Below are 20,229 nucleotides of genomic sequence, written 5' to 3'. Positions count from 1 at the left end.
AGTCGGAGAGCTGTTCGCAAGGCAGCGCATTCGGCCTTCCGCTGTCGGCGGGTCCGTTGGATACCGCCGCGCACCGGCGCTGCGGCTCGGCAGCATCCGCCCGTACGCGCTCCGTCCGGGCACATGAGCTATAACCGGTCGATAAGACCCCTGTAGGAGACGCACCACTTTATGCAAAGCCTGGACCATGGAACACAATCCGAAGAACTCTGGAACCGCCGCTACGACGACAACGTCGCTGAAGTCAATCAGCTCTGTGACTCGCTCAAGGCGCTGAAACCCGGCACCGAGGTGCCCTACGTCGACCCGATGCACGACGTGGGAGACACCCGCATTGTGAGCCTGTTCTCCAACATTGGCACCGCCCATCCGTCCGGATTCATTACCGCCGGCGACGACGACGCCGTCGCGCGTCTTCTGGGGGTCCACTGGCAGGTGGGCCTGCGTCCGGAGTATGTCATGCCGTGGAACACCTACCCGTGGTTCGTCCCCGGTGAGCCCAACGGAAAGCTGACCAAGGAACAGATCCAGGAAGGCCTCAAGCCGCTCCTGCGCTTCCTGGCCCTGGTGCCGCGTGCCTCCGCGATCGTCGCCCACGGCACTGAGGCCCAGCGGCTGTGCGCAGCGTTCCTGAAGACCGAGAACCGGATGATTTACCGGCGCAGCTTCAAGATCTACAAGGCCCGCTCCGTTGACGGACGCGCTTTCGGCGCAACCGCTGAGCGGCAGGAAGACGGCCTGGCCACGATGCGCATCGCCTACAAGGACGCCATGGCCCGCACCGGGCTGGCCCTTCCCGAAAGCTAAGCGGCACGCCCAAGAGAGCTGCATAAAAAACCAGGCGCCCTGCGGATGCAGGGCGCCTGGTTTGTCTGTCTCGGGGTGCTACTCCGCCGTCGCTGATTTGGACGGCACATCGGCGAGGGGAACATCCACAAAGCCGATAAACCGGGTTCCGATGCCGTCGTACTCGCCTCGGACGCGCCCGGCCGGCAGCTCCGGGTAGTCAGCGCTGGGGTGGTCGGCGCAGGCAAGGAAGGCAAAGTCAGGCCACCACTTCTTCGGACGGGCGTTCTCACGGTAGCCGCAGACCGCACACTCCAGCTCAACCCAGACGGGACGCTTTCCCGTTCGGTTGGCGCGCGACTGGACGAGCCACTGGGGCGGTGCGGACTGCAGGTCAGCGAGTTCCTGCTCCGTCATGCGGGGAGGGATTCCATGGCGGGTGGCCATTTCAACGGGGATATCTAAGGCAAGTGCAGCCTGGCGTCTGGTAATCATCCCCATCAACGATACGGGACGCAGCGGGTTCACTCATGACCGGAGGCCGGACCGTCCTCGACGGTCCGGCCTCCGGGAGCCAGACAACGGCAGTTCCCGGGAAACGGGGACCGCGCGGGGGAGTTAGTCAGCGAACGCCTGGCGCAGGTTCGCTTCCTGCTCTTTGGAGAGATTGGTGGCGATGAGCTTGGCGTCCGGGAAGCTGCTGCGGAACGCATCCAGGACCCGGTCCTCCACGGCATCCGAGGACAGCACGAACAAGGCCGATGTTCCCGGCGTAACTTCCGACCGCACCTGCTTGATGAAGTTATCGTCGATTCCCACGTCCACCATGGAGGCGGAAAGAGCACCCACGGCAGCACCAACCACCAGGCCGATCAGCGGAATAAAGAAGATCAAGCCGAACAGGAGACCCCAGAACCCGCCGCCGAGAGCGCCGGCCCCAAGGAGGTTGTGCTCCTGAACGGTGCGCGGCTTTTTCGCGTCCTGCGGCCAAGTGACAAATGCCGAATCCTGCACGTTGATGAGGCCCTGCGACTGCAGGCTGGACAGTGTCTCAGTGGCCTGCTCGGCAGCGCCTGAGTCCGGGAATTTCCAAACGGTCAATGTTGCCATGGCACATGTCTCCAAACGGTCGATTGCCGGAAAACGTCCGCAGATGCGGACCTGCCCGGCGAAGTAGCGCCCACACTAATGACCGGGCGAAGACGGTGGCAAGGAAATGGAACCACCCGGAGGAAGAGAGCTGCTCAGCTGCCGGAGCCTCTGTCCGAGGTGCAGGGGGTCGGCGTAAAATGCTCGCAACCCGCGTGCAGGCGGCCGCGGCAGGAGCCCGGTATCCAGCGGGGCCGAGCGAAAGGCGCCAGCATGAGGGATCCCGATCTGCCGGCCTGGTGGACAAATGCCGTCGTCTACCAAATCTATCCCCGCAGCTTCGCCGACAGCACCGGCAACGGCAACGGGGACCTGAAGGGGATTACGGGCAAGCTGGACTACCTGGCGGAGCTGGGCGTGGACGTGATCTGGCTGTCGCCGGTTCACGAGTCACCGCAGTTCGACAACGGCTACGACATCAGCAACTACCGCCGGATTGACTCCATGTACGGTTCCGAGGCTGACTTCGACGAAATGCTCGCCGGCATTCACTCCCGCGGCATGAAGCTCATCATGGACCTGGTGGTGAACCACACCTCCAGCGAACACGAGGCCTTCCGCATTTCAGCATCCTCCCGGAACAACGCGGAACGGGATTCCTACTGGTGGCGGGATCCGCGGCCCGGATTTGATCCGGGCGAGCCCGGAGCCGAGCCCAACAACTGGGGCTCCCACTTCGGCGGTTCGGCGTGGACCTACGACGCCGCCACGGAGCAGTACTACCTGCACCTCTTCACCCCGCAGCAGCCGGACCTGAACTGGGAGAACCCCCGGGTCCGGGCCAAAGTCCACGACATGATGAACTGGTGGCTGGACCGGGGAGTGGACGGGTTCCGGATGGACGTCATCAACTTCATTTCCAAGGACCCGGCCCTGCCCGACGGCGTGGTCGAACCCGGGGGAGTCTGGGGTGACGGGGCGCCGCATTTCACCTCCGGACCACGGATCCACGAGTTCCTGCAGGAAATGCGGCGCGCCGTGTTTGCGGACCGGACCGGGGACTACCTCACGGTGGGGGAGACTCCGGGGGCCACCGTGGAACAGGCACTGCTGTTCACCGATCCGCACCGGGGCGAACTGGATATGGTTTTCCAGTTTGAGCATGTCAGCCTGGATCAGCGCCCGGGCAACAAATGGGACTACCGGGAACTGGACCTGCGCGACCTCAAGACCAGCTGGAACCGTTGGCAGCGCGGACTGGCAACGACCGGATGGAACAGCCTGTATTTGGGCAACCACGACCAGCCGAGGCACGTCTCCCGGTTCGGAAACGACGGCGGGTACCGGTATGAATCGGCAACCCTGTGGGCAACGTTGCTCCACCTGCACCGCGGCACGCCCTACGTCTACCAGGGCGAGGAGCTGGGCATGACCAACGCCGGTTTTACCTCCATCAACGACTACCGCGACGTGGAATCGCTGAACTTCTATGCCGATGCGGTTCTCCGCGGGACCGGCCCGGAGACGGCGCTGCGCGCCCTGGCCGCGATGAGCCGCGACAATGCACGCACCCCGATGCACTGGACGGGGGAACCCAATGCCGGTTTCACCACCGGGACCCCCTGGATACCGGTGAACTCGAACTTCCCCGAGATCAACGCAGCGACGGACCGGGTCTCGGACCGCTCCATCTACCGCTACTACCAGCAGCTGATCCGCCTCCGGCACGAATCCACGGTGGTGGCACTGGGGGACTTTCACCTGCTCGATCCTGAGCATCCCGTGCTGTATGCCTTCCGCCGCAGCCGCGGAGACCAGCAGATTCTGGTGGCGGCCAATGTGTCCGGAGAGGAGCTGGAACTGCCCTCGAACCTGGGCTCGGGCGACCTCATCCTGGGCAATTACGGCGAACCGGGAGACCCGCACCGGCTGCGTCCCTGGGAGGCGCGGATTGTGGATATTTCAACCTATGAGACCGGGTAGGCGGTTTCGCCGCGGCTGGGTCTAAAGTGTCTCCTGTGACAGAGGAAGAATTCTCCCGGGACAGCGGCTCCGCGCAGGCTGCCACTGACGTCGGGCGCCGGCCACGGCCCGGAATCGCACGGCAGGTATTGGCTTTCGCGCTCGAGACGGCGCTGCTTTTCGCTGTGGCGTACGGGGCCATAGCCGTCTTCCCCGGATATGAGGCTCTTGCCGCCGCCGGTGCGCTGACGGTTGCGGTGCTGTTTTGGGGGCTGCTGATGGCGCCCCGGGCGAAACACCGGCTGCCTTGGCCGGCGCTGCCCCTGGTCGCTGCCGGAGTGTTCCTTGCCGGCGCAGGGGCCTTGATGCTCAGCGGACTGGCACTGGCGGGGCTGCTCCTGGCGGCAGGCGCCGTCGTCAACCTGGTGTGGGACCTGGTCTCCGGTTATCCGGCCGTTGCGGCACCGGCCCGGCCCGCCGGCCGGCGCTCGGCCAGACGCTGAGCAAGCACCAGACGCTGAGCACACACCAGACCCCAAGCAAGCACCGGCACTGAATAAAAGCCGGCCTCGGCGCAGCCCGAGGATCCGCGGGCTTTACTGGGCGGTCAGGGACTGTGCGAACAGCGGACCGAGGCCGGCAAAGCCGCCGCGGCGGACGGCCTCCCGCTGCCGCTGGGCGCCGGTTCCTGCCGCCAGCACATGTGCCATGCCGGTCCGCACATAGGGATAGTCACCGGATTCCTCCAGCGCGGGACGAATATACTCCAACAGGGCACCCACCTGGTTCGCTGCGGCGCGGCCCAGATGCCCGCCCCCGGCTCCGTGGTCCAGCAGGTTTCCGCGCAGTCCGAATCGGGCAGCCTGCCACAGGCCGGCGTCCAGGATTTCCGGATCGGCCAGCAGATCGGTGCTGCCCTCGAGATCGGTGTCCCCTTCCGCCAGCAGCGTCGTCACCAGTCCGCGGATCATCAGCGCCAGCAGGACAGCGTCCCTGGCTTCCAGCTGGGCATCGGCGACACGGACTTCCACGGTGGGAAAATTGTCCGACAGGCGGGCAATCCAGCCGACGTGGCCGGGATCCAGAACGACGTCGGTGGCAGTGAGCCGCGCGATCCGGGCGTCGTAATCCGCTGCGTCGGAGAAATGGGGCGGAAAACCCTGCACCGACCACCGGCGGTAGTGGATGATCCGCCAGCTGGCGAACCTGCTGTCCCGTCCCTGCCAATACGGGGAGTTGGTGCTGATCGCTCCGAGGGTGGCGAGCCACGGGCGCAGGCGGTTCAATACCTGCACGCCTTCGCCCCGGCTGGGGACCGCAACATGGACGTGCGTGCCGTTGACATACTGCTCATCGCCGACGCCCCCGGCGATCGTACTCATTTGCTGGTAGCGCGCAGTGCCGCTCACCAGTGCGGGGCCGGCCGCGACCAGGGGTGCGGCACCGGTGGGGGCGGCGGCAAGCCCTGCTGCCGCCGCGGCAGCGGCGAGCCGTCCGCGGAAGTCGAGCAGCGAGGCCAGCGCCTCTTCAGGTTCGGTGCAGATGGGTGTGGTGCTTTCCACCTGGCAGGCCAGGAACTCAGCGGTACTCGTGAAGCTGTCGCCGTCGCCGGGGGTCAGCGCTCCGATGACCTCTGCGGCACGGGCACTCGGCGCCGCCGTTGCCGGATCCATGAGCATGAATTCTTCTTCGATACCGAATGTGACCACGTAAGTACCCCTGTTCCGCAGTGGAGCGGCGGCTGGACTGAATGGAATGGACGGGTGGGACTGGACTGGTGGGACTGGACTGGCTGAAGGACCCCGCGGGGTCGGAGCCCCAGATTACATGTGCCCGGGGGTTGGAGGACAGGTAGCGGCTCTCAGGCGGCGAGCAGTCGTCCGGCGCCGGCGGCTGCGACACCGAGTACCAGGTTGGCGGTCACATTCACTGCCGCAGCCATCCGCCGGCCATCGAGCCACAGGGTCAGCGTGCCCACGGTCCAGGAGCTGAAGGTGGTGAGGCCGCCGGCCAGTCCGGCGGCGGCAACCGGATATTCCCCGGGACCGATGGCACCTCGGGTCAGCAGCGCAAAGCACCAGCCGATCAGGAAGGATCCGGCTGCATTCACCAGCAGGGTCGACAGTGGAAAAGCGGCCTTCCCGGGGCGCTGCCGCCGGGCAAACCAGGAATCCAGGGCGAAGCGCACCAGCGCCCCCAGCACTGCTGCCGCCCCCACCCAGAGGGCTGTCACGACGCGTCCCCTGGATGACGACGGACGCTGCGACGGCGAACGGCAGCGGCCGCTCCGGCACGGGACCCCAGCCACAGTCCGGCAGCGGCGGCGGCCAGGCCGCCCGCCAGGCTGAGGGCGAGGCTGCTGATCCAGACACCGTGCCGGCCGGCGCTGAGAGGGAGCTCGAGGGACAGGGCCAGCGCCGAGAAAGTGCTGAAAGAACCCAGGAATCCCGGACCCAGGCCGGCCTTGAGCCAGAAGGGCGTCTGCGGGCGGGACAGCCACCACGAGGTGAGGAACCCCAGGGCCAGACTGGCTCCGGCATTTATCCCAAGGGTGGCCCAGTCCACGGATCCCGGCTCCGGAGCAAACACCTGCAGCAGCCCGTATCGAACCTCCGCACCGGCGAAGGCTCCGGCGGCGACGGCGGCCCAAACCGGCCAGCCCAGCCGGGGTGCTCCGGGGCGGCCGGTGCCGGGCTGCGGGGTCATTGGCCCGGCAGGCCTGCAGCGGGGCGTGCGGCGGGGACCATGCGCCAGGAAAGCGTGAGGTAGGGCAGATCCAGCGGTTCGCCGGGACGGTGGCCCAAATGTTCGAAGAGATACCAGGTCAGGTTGGCCATGACCTTCTCCCGGACCGGCGCCGCGGCGGAGAGGTAGTAGGACCGGGACTTGGCCAGTTCCATCAGGTCTTCCGGGGTCATCTGCTGGGACCAGTGCGTGGTGTGGGAGGCGTCAGGGACGAACTCCGGACCGACGGCCGGCCGGAAACCGGGCCGCAGCACATCGCCGGCGTGGATGATGCGGGAGTAGCGGTGCACCCAGGGGACGCTGACGTCCAGCTGGTTCCAGATGAGTCCCAGAAAACCGCCCGGGCGCAGCACCCGGGCAAGCTCAGTGCTCGAAGCCAGGGGATCGCACCAGTGCCAGGCCTGCGCCACCGTGGCAGCGTCCATCGAGGCGGTCGGCAGCCCGGTGTCCTCTGCCGTACCCACGACGACGGGAATCCCGGGCAGCGCCTGCTGCAGCTGGCTGAGCATGTCGGCCGAGGGGTCGACGGCGGTGGGCCGGTATCCGGCGGACACCAGGCAGCGCGTGTATTTGCCGGTACCGGCACCGATATCGGCCACCTGCGCCCCCGGCGCAGCGGCCGGGCCGGAAACACCGGCGAAGAGCCACTGGACGGCTTCGGAAGGATATCCGGGCCGGATCCGGTCGTAGTGCTCCCCGCCGTCCTCGTAACTTCGCGCCAGCTGGCGGCGCCGCACTGCCTCCAGCCGCGGACCCGGCGTTGTGCCTGCCACCGTTAGAGGAGGTCGTCCAGGCCCGGGTTCAGGCGGTTGAGCACCTCGCTGTGCAGGGCGCCGTTCGTGGCGAGGGCGTTGCCGCCGAAGGGCCCGTCCTCGCCCTCCAGCGAGGTGAAGCGGCCGCCGGCCTCGGTGATGATGGGCACCAGGGCGGCCATGTCGTAGAGGTTCAGCTCCGGCTCGCAGGCGATGTCGACGGCGCCCTCGGCCACCATGCAGTACGACCAGAAGTCGCCGAACGCCCGGGTGCGCCAGACGGACTCGGTGAGTCCGATGAACTCGTCGAAGTTGCCGCGGTCCTTCCAGCCGCCCAGGCTGGAGTAGGACAGTGACGCGTCAGCGAGGTTGGAGACGTTGGAGACCCGCAGCCGGGTGGCGGACGCCAGCGAGCGGCCCATGTAGGCGCCGGTTCCGGTGGCGGCCCACCAGCGCTTGCCCAGGGCGGGCGCGCTGACCACGCCAAGGACGGGAACGCCGTCGTCGACCAGGGAAATCAGCGTGGCCCAGACCGGAACGCCGCGGATGAAGTTCTTGGTGCCGTCGATGGGGTCGATCACCCAGCGGCGCGGCCCGGAGCCGGTGGAGCCGAATTCCTCACCCAGGACAGCATCCCGGGGACGGGCACGGGAGAGCTGCCCGCGGATCGCGTCCTCGGCAGCCTTATCCGCGTCGGTGACGGGGGTGAGGTCCGGCTTCGTTTCAATTTTCAGGTCCAGGGCCTTGAAACGGGACATCGTCTGATCGTCCACGGAGTCGGCCATGACATGGGCGAGTCGCAGGTCATCGTTGTAACTCTGAGCGAACGGCATACGGTTCAACTTATCCTTATTCGGTGGGCAGCGCCCACGATTACTCGGCTGTGGGCCTGTTGCGGTGCCGTTTCGGGAGTGCAGCTGCGTGCAGGCACCGGTGCTGCACGCCTCACTGGGCGCCCAATTCCTTGGCGGAGGCCCGGTTCTCGGTCCGGGTGCCGGATCCCAGCAGCCGCCGCAGCGATGCCAGCCGGGCCGGGCCGGCAGCGCCGGCCTGTCCCGATGCCACCCACGGATCCAAGCCGCAGTCCCGGGCCTGATCATCGTGGCGGCAGCCGCGTTCACAGGTTTCAGTGCCCGGCACAAGATCGGGGAAGGCCTGCAGGATCCGGTCCGGGTCCACATGCGCCAGGCCGAAGGAACGGATGCCGGGCGTGTCGATGATCCAGCTGCCGGCGGGGGCGTCGAGGACCTTCAGCGCCAGGGCGGAGGACGAGGTGTGGCGGCCGCGGCCCGTGACGGCGTTGACGCCGCCGGTGGCGCGCGCGGACCCGGTGAGCGCATTGACCAGGGTGGACTTGCCGACGCCGGAATGCCCGACCAAAACCGAGACTTTGCCCTCCAGGTGGCTGTGCAGCTGCTGGACGGCATCGCCCTGCAGCCGGGCGGACAGGCCGTCGTCGGAGCGGGCATCGATGCCGGAGGCGTCATCGGCGGCGGTGCGGCTGATGATGACGTCCAGGTCCAGATGCTCGTAATTGGCCAGCAGCTCCGCCGGATCCTTGATGTCAGCCTTGGTGATGCACAGCAGGGGAGAGATGCCGGCGTCGTAGGCCGCGACGAGGGCGCGGTCGATGAAGCCGGTGCGCGGCTCCGGATTCGCCGCGGCCACCACGATCACCAGCTGGTCGGCGTTGGCGACGACGGCGCGTTCCACCGGATCGGTGTCATCGGCGCTGCGGCGCAGCAGGGTGCGGCGGTCCTGGATGCGGACGAGGCGGGCCAGGGTGTCCGGCCCGCCGGAGACGTCACCGACCAGCGAGACCAGGTCGCCGGCGACCACGGGGTTGCGGCGCAGTTCACGGGCCCGGGCGGCGGTGACGATGCGTTCGGTGGGGGTGTCTTCGTCAACGACCGCGGTGTAGCGTCCGCGGTCAACGGTGATGATGCGCCCGGTGACCGCCTCATCGTAGGCCGGCCGGTCCTTGGTCCGGGGGCGTGAGCCTTTTTTGTTGGGGCGGATGCGGACGTCGGACTCGTCCCAGCTGCCGGTGGAGCGGCCCATCAGCGGGTGCCTCCGTTCGGCTCGGAGCCCGCGGGCGGAGAAGCCGGGGAGGTGCCCGAGGCGGCCAGTTCCTGCCACAGCTCCGGGAATTCCGGCAGCGTCTTGGCCGTGGTGCCGATGTCCTGGACCAGGACGCCGGGAACGGCCAGGCCAATCAGGGCACCAGCGGTTGCCATTCGATGGTCTGCATAGGTCTCAAAGGTCCCGCCGTGCAGGGACGCCGGGCGGATCGCCAGGCCGTCGGCCGTCTCTTCGGCGTCGCCTCCCAGCCGGGTGATTTCGGTGGCCAGGGCAGCGAGGCGGTCCGTCTCGTGGCCGCGCAGATGCGCGATGCCGGTGAGGACCGAGGGAGAGTCCGCCAGGGCGCACAGTGCGGCAACGGTCGGCGCGAGTTCGCTGGTGTCAGCCAGCTCGGCGCCGTGAATGCGGCCGGTCCCGGTGACGGTCAGGGTTCCGCCGGACAGCGTCACCCGGCCGCCGAGCTGCGGCAGGATCTGCCGCCACCGATCGCCCACCTGGGCTGTCGAGTCGGGCCAGCCGGCCATGCGCACAGTGCCGCCGGCGACCAGTGCCGCCGCCAGGAACGGTCCGGCATTGGACAGGTCCGGTTCGATGGTGACGTCAAAGGCGCGGATGCGGCCGGGGGCCACCCGCCACTCGTTCGGCACTGAGTCATCCACGTGCACGCCGGCACCGCGCAGGACCTGCACCGTCATGGCAATATGCTCGCGGCTGGGCAGGGCGGCGCCCACGTGGACGAGGTGCAGTCCGTTCCGGAAGCGTGCTCCCGCCAGCAGCAGGGCGGAAACGAACTGGGAGGAAGCACCGGCATCGATGTCCAGCCGTCCGCCGGCCACCTCCCCGGTGCCGCGCACTGAAAACGGAAGGGCGCCGGCGGCGTCGTCGTGCACGCTCACACCCAAGCCGCGGAGGGCGTCGATGGTTGCGGACATGGGGCGACGGCGGGCGTGCGGGTCGCCGTCGAAGGCCGTGGTGCCGTTCTTCAGGGCCGCCAGGGGCGGCACGAACCGCATCACGGTCCCCGCCAAGCCGCAGTCAATCTCCGTACTGGAGGTGCTCCCGGTTTCCATCGGATGCACCTCCAGGTCCGGCCCGAAGGCTCCTTCGCCCTCGACCTCCCGCACCTCCGCACCCAGCGCCCGCAGGGACGCGATCATGAGCGCAGTGTCACGCGAGTGCAGGGGGGCCCGAAGCCTGCTGGGCCCGTCGGCCAGTGCCGCCAGCACCAGGTACCTGTTGGTCAGGGACTTGGAACCAGGCACACGGACATCGGCGTCCAGCGGAGCGGAGACCCGGGGAGCGGGCCAGGGAGAGATGAGCTGCGGTTCGGCGGGGGAGGACATGTGGCTAGGAACCCACAATGCCGGCTGTGGTGGTGCGGACGGTGCGGTTGGCCTTCTTCAGCTGCTTGGCAGCGTCCTTCTGAATGGCGCGTGTCTTGCGGCCCGCGTCCTTGCCCAGCGACGAAACGCTGCGGCGGGTGTCGTCAGCGAGGTGCCCGGCACGCCAGGCGAGGCCGGGGCGGCCGTTGGTGTCGACTGCCACCAGCAGGACGGCGCCGATGAGTGAGAGGTTCTTCAGGAGGCCCGCACGGCGCGCCTGGCGTTCATCGGAGGTGTCGGTCTCCGCATTCTTGTACTCAACCACCGCATTCAGCACCGCGGTACCCGTAAGCAGCAGGCCGGACAGGCGGGGAAGCTTGCCCAAGGCGAGCAGCGCACCGGCACCTACCTGGGTTGCGCCGAGGACCTTGGCAACCAGCTGGGGGTTGGCGGTGACGGAGGCCGCAGCAGGGACCATGCTGCCAACGCGGTTCAGGGTGGGACGCAGCTGCTCGGCAGTCTGGTCGGCGTCCCGCAGGCGGTCAACCCCGGCCGCAATGAACCCCGTGGCGAGCAGCGGGCGGGCGAGCAAACGGACAACGGACATATTGACCTCCTGGTTGCCGCCCGGTCTCGGAATAGCCGGGCAGAATACTCTTAGTTTTGCACTTTTACGGAGCCGGCACATCTTATGCCGCCGGAGGGGCAGGAACGGTGCGGCGGAATAAGCTCCCGTACGGAAGCGTTGAGCGAACATACGGCATTTCCGCCAAGTGAGGATCTGCCGGCTTCAAGGGACACCGCGGCCATGGCTGCGGCGTCCCCGAATGCAGTGAGGAGAGTGAACGTGCCAGTTGCCTTGGTCACGGCAGATGCGCCGGTAACAGCCGGAGCACCGCCGGATGCAGCATCATTGGTTCAGCTGCGAGTGGAGTCGGGTCGCCGCACCGTAGACTTGAAATTGATGAGAACTGATGCGCCGGAAGGCAGCCCCCAGGTGGAAGACTCCGAGCTGGATGTCGCTTCCGAATCGGAAGAGGCCCGCAAGATACGTTTCGAGCGCGATGCCATGCAGTACGTGGATCAGCTCTATTCCGCGGCCATGCGTATGGCCCGCAATCCCTCCGACGCCGAAGACCTGGTCCAGGAGGCCTACACCAAGGCGTTCTCCGCCTTCCACCAGTACCGTCCCGGAACGAATCTCAAGGCCTGGCTCTACCGGATCCTGACGAATACCTACATCAACCTGTACCGAAAGCGTCAGCGTGAACCGCTGCAGGCAAATTCGGACGGGGTGGAAGACTGGCAGCTCGCCCGCGCCGCGGAGCACAGCTCCACCGGACTGCGGTCGGCTGAGGCAGTGGCCCTCGACCATCTTCCGGACTCCGATGTGAAGGACGCACTGCAGTCCATCCCGGAGGAATTCCGCCTAGCCGTGTATTTCTCCGATGTGGAGGGATTTGCGTACAAAGAAATCTCGGAAATCATGAACACGCCCATCGGTACCGTAATGTCCCGCCTGCACCGGGGCCGCAAAATGCTCCGCGAACTGCTCGCCGAATATGCACACGAACGCGGTATCCGCGGCAAGGCGGCACCTGCCGCCGCCGGTGCTGGCCAGACAAAGAAACAGGGGAACACGCTATGAGCGATTGCCAAAGCCTGGGCGATTGCGAGGACGCCCGCATCGAACGGCTCTACGAGTACCTTGACGGGGCTCTGTCCCATGACGACATCGTGGAAATCCAGGAGCACCTGGACGGGTGTCCCGAATGCGCCGAGGAACACGACCTTGAGTGCGTCATCCGCTCGGTGGTCAAGCGCTCCTGCACGGAGGCTGCACCGGAGACGCTCAAGGCGAGCATCCTGGCTCGAATCAGCCAGATCCAGACCGCCGACCACTAGTTGGCGGCGAGGGCCCAAAAAGAAGAACCCCCGGCAGCCGCAAGGCTCCGGGGGTTCTTCCTTAGTGGCGATGGGCCACACGGCTGAGTCCAAGACTTAAGTGTTGGGACGCTTACCGTGGTTGGCGCCGCCGCGCTTACGATCACGACGCTTGCGTGCACGCTTGCTCATAGCTGCCTCCTTCGTTTTGCTGAAAGTTCTGCCCTCCAGTGTCCCACAGGGTGAGCCCGACAACCTAAACCGGGGCCCGGATGCTTTCGGGTTACGAGACGGAACTGCCCGCGGCCATGATGGCGTTGCGCTGTTCCCGGCGCAGTGCCTGCTCGGCGGGATCCGGGACCGGCGCTGCGGCCAGCAACCGGCGCGTGTACGCGTCCTGCGGATACTTCAGCACCTGTTCCGTTGACCCCTGTTCGACCATGATCCCCTTGTTCAGCACGGCGATATGGCTGGCCAGGATTTCCACCACGGCCAGGTCGTGGCTCACAAAGAGGCAGGCGAAGCCGTACTGCTGCTGCAGGTCCTGGAGCAGGGCCAGCACGCGTGCCTGAACCGAAACATCCAGTGCTGACGTGGGTTCGTCGGCCACCAGCAGCGACGGGCGCAGCGAGAGGGCACGGGCAATGCCGACGCGCTGGCGCTGCCCGCCGGAGAGTTCGTGGGGGTAACGGTTGCGGAAGTTGGTTGGCAGCTGGACGTCGTCCAGCAGGCCTTCAACACGGCGGTCCAGGTCAGTGCGGGAGAGCTTCTCGTGGAGGAACAATGGCTCACCGATGGATTCGCCAATGGACATGCGCGGGTTCAGTGAAGCCGCGGGATCCTGGAATACGATGGCGAATTTGCGCCGCAGGGGAAGCATCTCCTTGGGGGAGAGGCCGGCGATGTTGGTGCCGTTGATGTCCACGCTGCCGGCGCTGACCGGAAGCAATCCCGTGACGGCGCGGGCAATGGTTGATTTCCCCGATCCGGACTCGCCCACCAGGCCCATAACCTCGCCGGGGTTGATGACGAAGGAGACGTCCGAGACGGCTTTGAAGCCCGGCTGGCGGAAGCGGCCGGGGTATTCAATCGAAACACCCGTCAGCTGCAGGGCGGGGACTACGCCCGCATCCGGGGTGGCAAGGTCCGCCGACTCCCTGAGCACGGCCCGCGGGGCATCGGTGATTTGCAGCGAACCGTCGTCTTCCACCTCCACCGCGGACAGCACTCCGCCCACTTTGGAACCCAGATGGGGGACGGCAGCCAGCAGCTGCCGGGTGTAGTCCTCGCGCGGATTGTTGAAGAGTTCGGCCACGGGGGCCGCCTCAACGATGCGGCCCTTTTCCATCACCACCACCTTGTCGGCAAGGTCGGCGACCACACCCATGTCGTGCGTGATGAGCATGACGGCACTGTTCAGGCGCCTGTTCAGGTTCCGGAGCAGCTCCAGGACTTCCGCCTGCACCGTAACGTCCAGGGCGGTGGTCGGCTCATCGGCCACGAGCAGGATGGGATCGTTGGCAATGGCGATGGCAATCATGGCCCGCTGGCGCTGGCCGCCGGAGAACTGGTGCGGGTAGGAATCGTAGCGCCGCTCCGGTTCGGGGATTTCCACCATGCGCAGCAGCTCAAGGGCCCGGGCCTTTGCCTGGGCCGGCGAAGCATCAGTGTGCTGTTCGATGATCTCCTTGATTTGTTCGCCCACCGTCAGGACAGGATTAAGCGCCGTCATGGGTTCCTGGAAAATCATGGCGATATCGTTTCCGCGGATTTTCCGGAGGGCGGACTGCGGGACACCGATCAGCTCCTTGCCCTGCAGCTTGGCGCTGCCGGTGGACCGGCCGTTGCCCGGCAGCAGGCCCAGCAGGGCCATGGACGACATGCTCTTGCCGGAACCCGACTCGCCCACAATCGCCAGGATCTCGCCGGGATGGACCGTGAACGAGACATCCTCGGCCGCCATGACCCATTTGCTGTCCACGTTGAATTCGACCCCGAGGCCCGCTACTTCCAGGATCGGGGCCGTGGATGCCAGGGGGCTGACGTCGCTGTACAGGGGTGCCGAGCTCATGCCTTGTTCCTTGTCTGTCGGGGATCAAACGCATCCCGGAGGCCGTCGCCGATGAAGTTCACGGTGAGGGCAATGGCCACGATGAAGAGGCCTGGCCAGAAGAAGAGCCAGGGGCGGGTGGTCATGGCCGCCCGGTTCTCATTGATGAGTTTGCCCAGTGAGGTGTCCGGCGGCTGCACGCCCAAACCTAGGAAGCTCAGCGCGGTCTCCAGCAGGATGGCGCCGGAAATCGCCAGCGTCGCGGACACAATGATGACGCCCACGGTGTTGGGCAGGATGTGCTTGAAGATGATGCGGCTCGAGCTTGCGCCGACGGATTTGGCCGCCTCGACAAACTCCTTCTCCCGCAGGGAGAGGAACTCGCCGCGGACGATGCGGGCCAGGTTGGTCCACGTCAGCAGGCCAAGGAAGACCGCAAAGACCACGATGCCGAAGTCCGAGACGATGCTGGCAAGCACTGCGGCCACGACGAGCAGGGGGATGGTGATGATGACGTCGGTGAAGCGCATCAGGACCGCTTCAGTAAAGCCGCGGAAGTAGCCGGCCAGGGCGCCGATGACGGTCCCGACTGCGGTGCCCACAATGCCGACGATGAAGGCGATGGTCAGGGAAATCTGGGCCCCGCGCATGGTCATGGCGAAGTAGTCTCGTCCCAGGGTGTCCTGGCCGAAAGGATGGTTTCCCAGTCCGGTCCAGGACAGTGTGGGGGCTCCGCCGTCTTCCATCGGCATGACCGACGAGAAGGTATGCGGCCACCAGCCGGGGATGCGGATCGGCCCCACGGAGAGTCCGATCGAGGTGAAGGCCAGCAGGACGATGAAGATCAGTCCGCTCATGCCGGCGAGGGCACCCTTGTGGCGGAAGAACCTCTCCCTGACCAGCTGGCCCTGGCTTTTTGCGGCGGTAATCTCCGGATCGGCAGTCACTGCCCGGGTTGCGGGCGAGTCTGCGATGTTCGTTCGCTGGCTTTCCAGAGTCATGCTCGTCAGTTCCGGACTGCTGCCGGTGGTTCCGGACGGGATTTTTTCAGTCATGATGTCCGCCTATCAGTTCAGGCTAATGCGCGGGTCGAGGAACGCGTACGCGATGTCGGCCAGCATGTTGAAGGTCACCGCGGCTACGCCGGTCACCAGGAAGAACGCCATGATCACGTTCGGATCGACGTCGTGCAGGCCATCCGTAAACATCCTGCCCATGCCGCTCCAGCCGAACACGGCTTCCGTGATCACGGCACCGCCGAGGACTCCGGCGAAATCGAACGCCATCAGGGTGGTGATGGGGATCATCGCATTGCGGAAGGCATGCTTGACAACCACTGACCGTTCGTTCAGGCCCTTGGCCCGTGCCGTCCGGACGTAGTCCTGGTTCATGACTTCGAGCATGCTGGCACGCGTGTACCTGGTGTACGTGGCGAAAGAGATCAGCATGATGGCGATCGTGGGCAGTACCAGGTACAGGGCGTAATCCAGGTTGATTTCCCAGAAGGTGCCCTCCAGGTTCGGCGTCGATGAGCCGGTGGTGGGAATAGGACGGCCGCCATTTTTACGGGACAGGGAGGGGTAGGCACCGAGGAGTGCGTCGATGAAGACGAAGAAGCCGATGCTCAGGCCGATGACTGCCGTGAGGTTGCGGGTCTGCTTGGCATAGGGTCCGCCGACGAAGTGGCCGATGGCCAGTGATACGAGCACCGTCAGGACCGCAAGCCCGGCGATGATGGTCCAGCTCGGGTCTTCCATCAGAGGCTGGGTCACCAGGTATCCGATGAATCCGGCGGCTGCCGTGGCAAGTGCGGCGACCAGGATGCGGCGCCGGCGGAAGCCCGCCAGCATGGCCGTGATGCCAAGTGCCAGGCCAAAAGCCGTGAAGAACAGGCCAATCGGGCCCAGCCCCGGTGTTTTGAACCAGTTCGAGATGAGCAGCAGATAGAACGTGACCGAGGTGCCAACGGCAACAATGGCGAAGACACGCAGACGGCGCCGCCGGTCTCCGCCGAGGGCTACGGCCCCGACGATTCCGGCAACCAGTCCTATGCCTGCTATGCCCAGATACGACATTTGGGGATTGGAGAGCCAGGTGTTCAGGTTGATCGCCAGGTACTGCTTGAGCAGGGTGGAGAGCCAGAACAGCGGCATGGAGAAGAGCAGGAAAGCAACGAAGGTGATGGAGTAATCGAAGACGCTGTACTGGCGCAGGGCGGTGACCAGGCCGATCGCAACACCGAGGAAAAGGGCGACGAGGGTGGCGACAACAACGAGCCGGAACGTCGAGCCGATGGCGGTCTGCAGCTGTTCGATGACGGGATTGCCGGCCCGGTTCAGGCCCAGCGTGCACTCGGCGCCCCCGGGAATGATGCACCGGCCCACTTCCTGCAGCCACAGCAGGTAACGAACCGCCACGGGTTCGTCCAGGTGGAGCGCCGCAGTGGTCTGGGCGATGCGTGCGTCGCGTTCAGCGCTTTGCAGTTCGAAGAATTCTTGGAGGGGATCTCCCGAGTTGACGGCCAGGACGAACATCAGCACGGTGGCTGCGAGCAGGATGAAGAACGAGGTCACCGCTCTTTTAAGGATGAAGAAGAACACCGAAGGCTCCTATGGGGATGGTACGAAAAGCCGTTGCGGCACAAAGCCGGGATGGGCAGACCACTGGTCTGCCCATCCCGGCTTCTAACCGTTGAGGCGCGAGGCCTTGGTTAGGCCTGCTTGGTCCACTTGAAGGCGTTCCATGTCACGCCGCTCTGAGTGGGGTTGTACTCCACGTTCTCCATGCCGGAGTTGTGGGCAACAATGTCGGCCTGGGTGTAAAGAACGACGTTGTAGACGTCCTTGGCCAGTTCCTCTTCGAGTTCCTTCTTCAGCTCCAGCACCTTGTCGGCTTCAGTGGTGCGGGCAATTTCGTCCCACAGCTCGTCGACCTTTTCGCTCTTGAACTTGCCGTAGTTCTGGACGCCCTCGGAGTCGTAGATCGACTGTGCGCTGGCTACCAGGCCTGAACCGGACCAGCCGAAGAGTGCGGCATCCCAGGAGCCGAGCTCATCGAGCTTCGCGGTCCACTCGGCGTCGGGGGTGGCGATGATGTTGAAGCCGGCCTGGTCGCAGGAATCCTTGATCAGGGCAGTGATATCGGCGCGCACCTGGCTTGCCGACGAGAACAGCATACGGACGTCAACGGGCTCGGTCTTGCCGGCCTCTTCCATCAGCGCCTTGGCGCCTTCGAGGTCAACCTCGTCGTATTCGCTGGCGGACGGGGCTGCTTCAAGAACTTCGTCGTATTCCGGCTGCGACTGCTGGAAGTCGCGCAGGTTCAGCACGGTGGCCTCCGGGTCGACCGGCTTGACGAACTTGTCCACGATGTCCTGGCGCGGAACGCACTTGGAGAACGCCTGGCGGACCTTGAGGTCCTTGAACACGCCGTTTTCGGACTGGTCCAGGTCAATGTGGGTGAACGTCATGCCCGTACCGGTAAGCAGGGAGACCGACTCACCGATGGCTTCGATCTGGTCCTTGGTGTCACCGGTGGGACCGGACGGTTCAATGATGTCCACGTCACCGTTCTGCAGCGCCTGCACGGCTTCGGTGTCCTCGATGGTCTTGAAGACAATGCTCTCCGTGGCACCCTGGCGCTCTTCGCCCCAGTAATTCTCATTCTTGGTCAGCGTCAGGTTTCCGCCGGCTGCGTTGTCCAGAATGTACGGGCCGGAGGAGGGGATCAGTGCTGCATCGGGAAGCGAGGGGAGGCCCTCGGCATAACCCCAGCCGGTGTTCCAGAACTCGGCAACAGGCTTCAGGGAAGCCAGGTCGTTGTCCTGGATCGCGGCGACGAGTGCCTCGCCGTCGTTTTCAACGCTCAGTCCGCCCTGCTCAGCCGCGATATGGGCGGGCATGAGGGAACCGATCATCACGTTTTCCCAGTCGGCGTACGGAGTCTCGTAGACGTACTCGAACTCCTTGGACCCGGCTTCGCCCTCGGGCATCGACAGGTATTCGTAGCCGTTGTTGGAGGAGGGCTCGAAGATTTCGGCTTCGCCCTCCAGGACCTTGCCGGAGAAAGCCGCCCAGTTCAGCAGGACGTCGTCGAAGTCGATCGGCGTGCCGTCGGACCATACGGCGTCCTCGTTGATGGTGTACTTCACGGTCAGGGGATCATCACTGACCTTTTCGAAGGTGCCGAACTCCTCGTTGCGGATGACGCCTTCGGGGCTGTACTCCGAGAAGTTGCTGTGCACCAGGTTGTCCACGTAGGTGTTGTACACGCTGTTGGACTTGGACGTTCCGCCGTTGTAGAAGTCCGGCGCCTGGCTAATGGCTACGGAAATGGACGACGCGAGGTTGGCGTCCTCCGTGGTGTCGGATTCGGCGGTTTCGCCGCCTCCGGCTGAACCGCAGGCGCCAAGGAAGAGCGCTCCCACGGAAAGTGCGGCAAGAGTTGCCGTGCGCTTTGTACGCATTCGTAGTCCTAACTGAGGATGAGTCGTCAGGAACCACCATCGGCGGCTCCCCCAAAGCGGCCGTGATGACCGCCACATGTCCGAAAGACTAGCCACTATTTGTTTCCAGTGTGCAAACTGTTAGCGGATGTTAACCGATCGTTACCTGAGCGGCTTGGGGAAAAGCGGTGCAGGACCATGTCAGGGCGTCGCCGGAGCCTGCGCCGCGGAGTTTCCACCCGCTGTTCTGCGGGCGTGTCGCAACGGCGCGGTGTGCGTCAAGGGTGCCGTGTCACGGGCACAGTTTGTCTTAACGAAACGAGGGCCCTCGGCTGCTGCCGGGGCCCTCATTTCAATACGGCTTATTCGGATGTCCTCTCAGGATGTCCGGTAAAGCCTTGCCGCTCAGTTCATTTCCGGCAGGTCCAGCCAGCGGTACCACCCGCGGTGCAGGACCAGCCAGGCGATCAGGCCGTAACCTGCCTGCCCGGGAGTGCCGCCGTTGGAAGCCAGATCGGTGCGCCACTGCTCGTGATTCAGCAGCGGGGTGAGGGTGTCCACATACACATGCTTGCGCCGTGTCGTCACGTCGCCGAAAGCAGCGGACAAATCCGAAATTCGGCGGTTCCGCTCAGCATCCAGGCAGGGCGGGGGGCCCACAACGAAGACTTTAATGTTCATCTGCGCCGCACCGTCCAGGATATTGGCGAGGTTGAGGCGGCTGCGCGCCGTCGACAAGCCAAGGTCAAGGTCGCGGTCCGACAGCCCGATTACCAAGCGGTTCTCGCAGCGGTCATCGAACCGGCGTCCCGCTTCCTGCAGCCAGCGGTTGGCGAGGGATTCAGTCCCCTCCTGGGGCGCAGCCAGTGCGTACGCCTGAACGCTCACGTTTTCGGGCGTGGTGCGGGCCAAGACTCGGCCCAGCCAGCCCAGGGCCCGCGGGTCTCCGTGCCCGGCCAGCAGCTCGTCCCCAACGGCTGCAAGCCTGATTTTGCGTTGTTCCACTAGTCACCTTCTCCGGTCACAAAAAACGGGGTGGGGGGGCCCCCGCGCCCCCCCCCCCCCAACGCCGCCGGGGGGGGTAGGGGGGGATTTACAACGATTGGGTGGCGG

Annotated in this window: 21 protein-coding genes; 5 read left to right on the top strand and 16 right to left on the bottom strand. The window is 65.6% G+C overall.

What is annotated here, in order from left to right; genetic code table 11:
- Positions 1-171 precede the first annotated feature (171 nt).
- Positions 172-807, top strand: a complete 636-nt coding sequence (locus QNO00_RS04335; RefSeq protein WP_229965145.1) for a uracil-DNA glycosylase family protein — start codon at positions 172-174, stop codon at positions 805-807.
- A gap of 78 nt (positions 808-885) precedes the next feature.
- Here the strand turns inward: QNO00_RS04335 and QNO00_RS04330 are convergent, their stop codons facing one another.
- Together QNO00_RS04330 and QNO00_RS04325 are read right to left on the bottom strand one after the other, a co-directional pair.
- A complete protein-coding gene (locus tag QNO00_RS04330; RefSeq protein WP_331461757.1) occupies positions 886-1,203 on the bottom strand; it encodes a hypothetical protein in 318 nt (105 codons plus the stop codon).
- A 201-nt stretch (positions 1,204-1,404) separates the two neighbouring features.
- Positions 1,405-1,896: a DUF1269 domain-containing protein gene (locus QNO00_RS04325; protein WP_229965147.1), complete on the bottom strand. Its 492-nt coding sequence runs from the start codon at positions 1,894-1,896 to the stop codon at positions 1,405-1,407.
- Positions 1,897-2,148: 252 nt separating this feature from the next.
- Between QNO00_RS04325 and QNO00_RS04320 the strand changes: the two genes are divergently transcribed.
- Together QNO00_RS04320 and QNO00_RS04315 are read left to right on the top strand one after the other, a co-directional pair.
- Positions 2,149-3,858 (top strand): glycoside hydrolase family 13 protein, encoded by a 1,710-nt coding sequence (locus QNO00_RS04320; protein WP_284023743.1) that lies wholly within the window; start codon positions 2,149-2,151, stop codon positions 3,856-3,858.
- A gap of 35 nt (positions 3,859-3,893) precedes the next feature.
- The gene (locus tag QNO00_RS04315) at positions 3,894-4,340 is read left to right on the top strand and encodes a YrdB family protein (protein ID WP_284023742.1); all 447 of its coding nucleotides are present in this window, start codon (positions 3,894-3,896) and stop codon (positions 4,338-4,340) included.
- Positions 4,341-4,433: 93 nt separating this feature from the next.
- On the opposite strand, the gene QNO00_RS04310 is transcribed toward QNO00_RS04315, so the two are convergent.
- The 8 genes from QNO00_RS04310 to QNO00_RS04275 all read right to left on the bottom strand — a co-directional run bounded on the left by QNO00_RS04310 (position 4,434) and on the right by QNO00_RS04275 (position 11,345).
- A complete protein-coding gene (locus QNO00_RS04310) occupies positions 4,434-5,546 on the bottom strand; it encodes a carboxylate-amine ligase (RefSeq protein ID WP_284023741.1) in 1,113 nt (370 codons plus the stop codon).
- Positions 5,547-5,698: 152 nt separating this feature from the next.
- A complete protein-coding gene (locus tag QNO00_RS04305; protein WP_229965151.1) occupies positions 5,699-6,070 on the bottom strand; it encodes a fluoride efflux transporter FluC in 372 nt (123 codons plus the stop codon).
- On the bottom strand, positions 6,067-6,543 hold the full coding sequence (locus QNO00_RS04300) for a fluoride efflux transporter FluC (protein WP_284023740.1): 477 nt from the start codon (positions 6,541-6,543) through the stop codon (positions 6,067-6,069). Before QNO00_RS04300 ends, QNO00_RS04305 begins: the two co-directional genes overlap by 4 nt.
- Positions 6,540-7,355, bottom strand: coding sequence for a class I SAM-dependent methyltransferase (locus QNO00_RS04295; protein WP_284023739.1), 816 nt, complete (start codon positions 7,353-7,355; stop codon positions 6,540-6,542). The genes QNO00_RS04300 and QNO00_RS04295 overlap by 4 nt, the downstream gene beginning before the upstream one ends.
- A gap of 2 nt (positions 7,356-7,357) precedes the next feature.
- Positions 7,358-8,167 carry a histidinol-phosphatase gene (gene hisN / locus QNO00_RS04290; RefSeq protein WP_229965154.1) on the bottom strand — a complete coding sequence of 270 codons (810 nt, stop codon included), beginning with the start codon at positions 8,165-8,167 and terminating at the stop codon, positions 7,358-7,360.
- Positions 8,168-8,279: 112 nt separating this feature from the next.
- Positions 8,280-9,395 carry a ribosome small subunit-dependent GTPase A gene (rsgA, locus tag QNO00_RS04285; protein ID WP_284023738.1) on the bottom strand — a complete coding sequence of 372 codons (1,116 nt, stop codon included), beginning with the start codon at positions 9,393-9,395 and terminating at the stop codon, positions 8,280-8,282.
- Entirely contained in the window at positions 9,395-10,759 is a 1,365-nt protein-coding gene (aroA, locus tag QNO00_RS04280) for a 3-phosphoshikimate 1-carboxyvinyltransferase (protein WP_284023737.1), read from the bottom strand. Before aroA ends, rsgA begins: the two co-directional genes overlap by 1 nt.
- A 4-nt stretch (positions 10,760-10,763) precedes the next feature.
- On the bottom strand, positions 10,764-11,345 hold the full coding sequence (locus tag QNO00_RS04275; RefSeq protein WP_229965157.1) for a DoxX family protein: 582 nt from the start codon (positions 11,343-11,345) through the stop codon (positions 10,764-10,766).
- 201 nt (positions 11,346-11,546) lie between these two features.
- On the opposite strand from QNO00_RS04275, the gene QNO00_RS04270 reads away from it, so the two are divergent.
- The gene (locus tag QNO00_RS04270; RefSeq protein ID WP_269439144.1) at positions 11,547-12,386 is read left to right on the top strand and encodes a sigma-70 family RNA polymerase sigma factor; all 840 of its coding nucleotides are present in this window, start codon (positions 11,547-11,549) and stop codon (positions 12,384-12,386) included.
- Positions 12,383-12,643 (top strand): mycothiol system anti-sigma-R factor, encoded by a 261-nt coding sequence (gene rsrA / locus QNO00_RS04265; RefSeq protein ID WP_229965159.1) that lies wholly within the window; start codon positions 12,383-12,385, stop codon positions 12,641-12,643. The genes QNO00_RS04270 and rsrA overlap by 4 nt, the downstream gene beginning before the upstream one ends.
- A 96-nt stretch (positions 12,644-12,739) precedes the next feature.
- Here rsrA and QNO00_RS17355 read toward each other — a convergent pair whose 3' ends face one another.
- From QNO00_RS17355 to QNO00_RS04240, 6 genes are all read right to left on the bottom strand, one after another.
- Positions 12,740-12,814, bottom strand: coding sequence for a 50S ribosomal protein bL37 (locus QNO00_RS17355; protein WP_369299106.1), 75 nt, complete (start codon positions 12,812-12,814; stop codon positions 12,740-12,742).
- Positions 12,815-12,905: 91 nt separating this feature from the next.
- Positions 12,906-14,693 (bottom strand): dipeptide ABC transporter ATP-binding protein, encoded by a 1,788-nt coding sequence (locus tag QNO00_RS04260; RefSeq protein ID WP_284023736.1) that lies wholly within the window; start codon positions 14,691-14,693, stop codon positions 12,906-12,908.
- Complete coding sequence (locus tag QNO00_RS04255; protein WP_229965161.1) at positions 14,690-15,727, bottom strand: ABC transporter permease; 1,038 nt, start codon at positions 15,725-15,727, stop codon at positions 14,690-14,692. The genes QNO00_RS04260 and QNO00_RS04255 overlap by 4 nt, the downstream gene beginning before the upstream one ends.
- 12 nt (positions 15,728-15,739) lie before the next feature.
- On the bottom strand, positions 15,740-17,272 hold the full coding sequence (locus QNO00_RS04250) for an ABC transporter permease (protein WP_229965162.1): 1,533 nt from the start codon (positions 17,270-17,272) through the stop codon (positions 15,740-15,742).
- Between the two features lie 110 nt (positions 17,273-17,382).
- Positions 17,383-19,137, bottom strand: coding sequence for an ABC transporter family substrate-binding protein (locus QNO00_RS04245; RefSeq protein ID WP_229965163.1), 1,755 nt, complete (start codon positions 19,135-19,137; stop codon positions 17,383-17,385).
- Between the two features lie 384 nt (positions 19,138-19,521).
- Positions 19,522-20,121, bottom strand: coding sequence for a GDSL-type esterase/lipase family protein (locus QNO00_RS04240; RefSeq protein ID WP_229965164.1), 600 nt, complete (start codon positions 20,119-20,121; stop codon positions 19,522-19,524).
- Positions 20,122-20,229 lie beyond the last annotated feature (108 nt).

Source organism: Arthrobacter sp. zg-Y1219, from assembly GCF_030125545.1.
Lineage (GTDB): Bacteria > Actinomycetota > Actinomycetes > Actinomycetales > Micrococcaceae > Arthrobacter_B.
Note: the sequence above shows the minus strand (reverse complement) of the source record. Positions and strands in the feature narration are given on the sequence as shown.

Bases quoted from the DNA above. Each gene is read 5' to 3' on its own strand.
- QNO00_RS04335 (WP_229965145.1), top strand. From the start codon at position 172: ATGCAAAGCCTGGACCATGGAACACAATCCGAAGAACTCTGGAACCGC.
- QNO00_RS04275 (WP_229965157.1), bottom strand. From the start codon at position 11,345: ATGTCCGTTGTCCGTTTGCTCGCCCGCCCGCTGCTCGCCACGGGGTTC.
- QNO00_RS04320 (WP_284023743.1), top strand. From the start codon at position 2,149: ATGAGGGATCCCGATCTGCCGGCCTGGTGGACAAATGCCGTCGTCTAC.
- rsgA (WP_284023738.1), bottom strand. From the start codon at position 9,395: ATGGGCCGCTCCACCGGCAGCTGGGACGAGTCCGACGTCCGCATCCGC.
- aroA (WP_284023737.1), bottom strand. From the start codon at position 10,759: ATGTCCTCCCCCGCCGAACCGCAGCTCATCTCTCCCTGGCCCGCTCCC.
- QNO00_RS04245 (WP_229965163.1), bottom strand. From the start codon at position 19,137: ATGCGTACAAAGCGCACGGCAACTCTTGCCGCACTTTCCGTGGGAGCG.
- QNO00_RS04260 (WP_284023736.1), bottom strand. From the start codon at position 14,693: ATGAGCTCGGCACCCCTGTACAGCGACGTCAGCCCCCTGGCATCCACG.
- QNO00_RS04255 (WP_229965161.1), bottom strand. From the start codon at position 15,727: ATGACTGAAAAAATCCCGTCCGGAACCACCGGCAGCAGTCCGGAACTG.
- QNO00_RS04270 (WP_269439144.1), top strand. From the start codon at position 11,547: ATGGCTGCGGCGTCCCCGAATGCAGTGAGGAGAGTGAACGTGCCAGTT.
- QNO00_RS04325 (WP_229965147.1), bottom strand. From the start codon at position 1,896: ATGGCAACATTGACCGTTTGGAAATTCCCGGACTCAGGCGCTGCCGAG.
- QNO00_RS04300 (WP_284023740.1), bottom strand. From the start codon at position 6,543: ATGACCCCGCAGCCCGGCACCGGCCGCCCCGGAGCACCCCGGCTGGGC.
- QNO00_RS04330 (WP_331461757.1), bottom strand. From the start codon at position 1,203: ATGACGGAGCAGGAACTCGCTGACCTGCAGTCCGCACCGCCCCAGTGG.
- hisN (WP_229965154.1), bottom strand. From the start codon at position 8,167: ATGCCGTTCGCTCAGAGTTACAACGATGACCTGCGACTCGCCCATGTC.
- rsrA (WP_229965159.1), top strand. From the start codon at position 12,383: ATGAGCGATTGCCAAAGCCTGGGCGATTGCGAGGACGCCCGCATCGAA.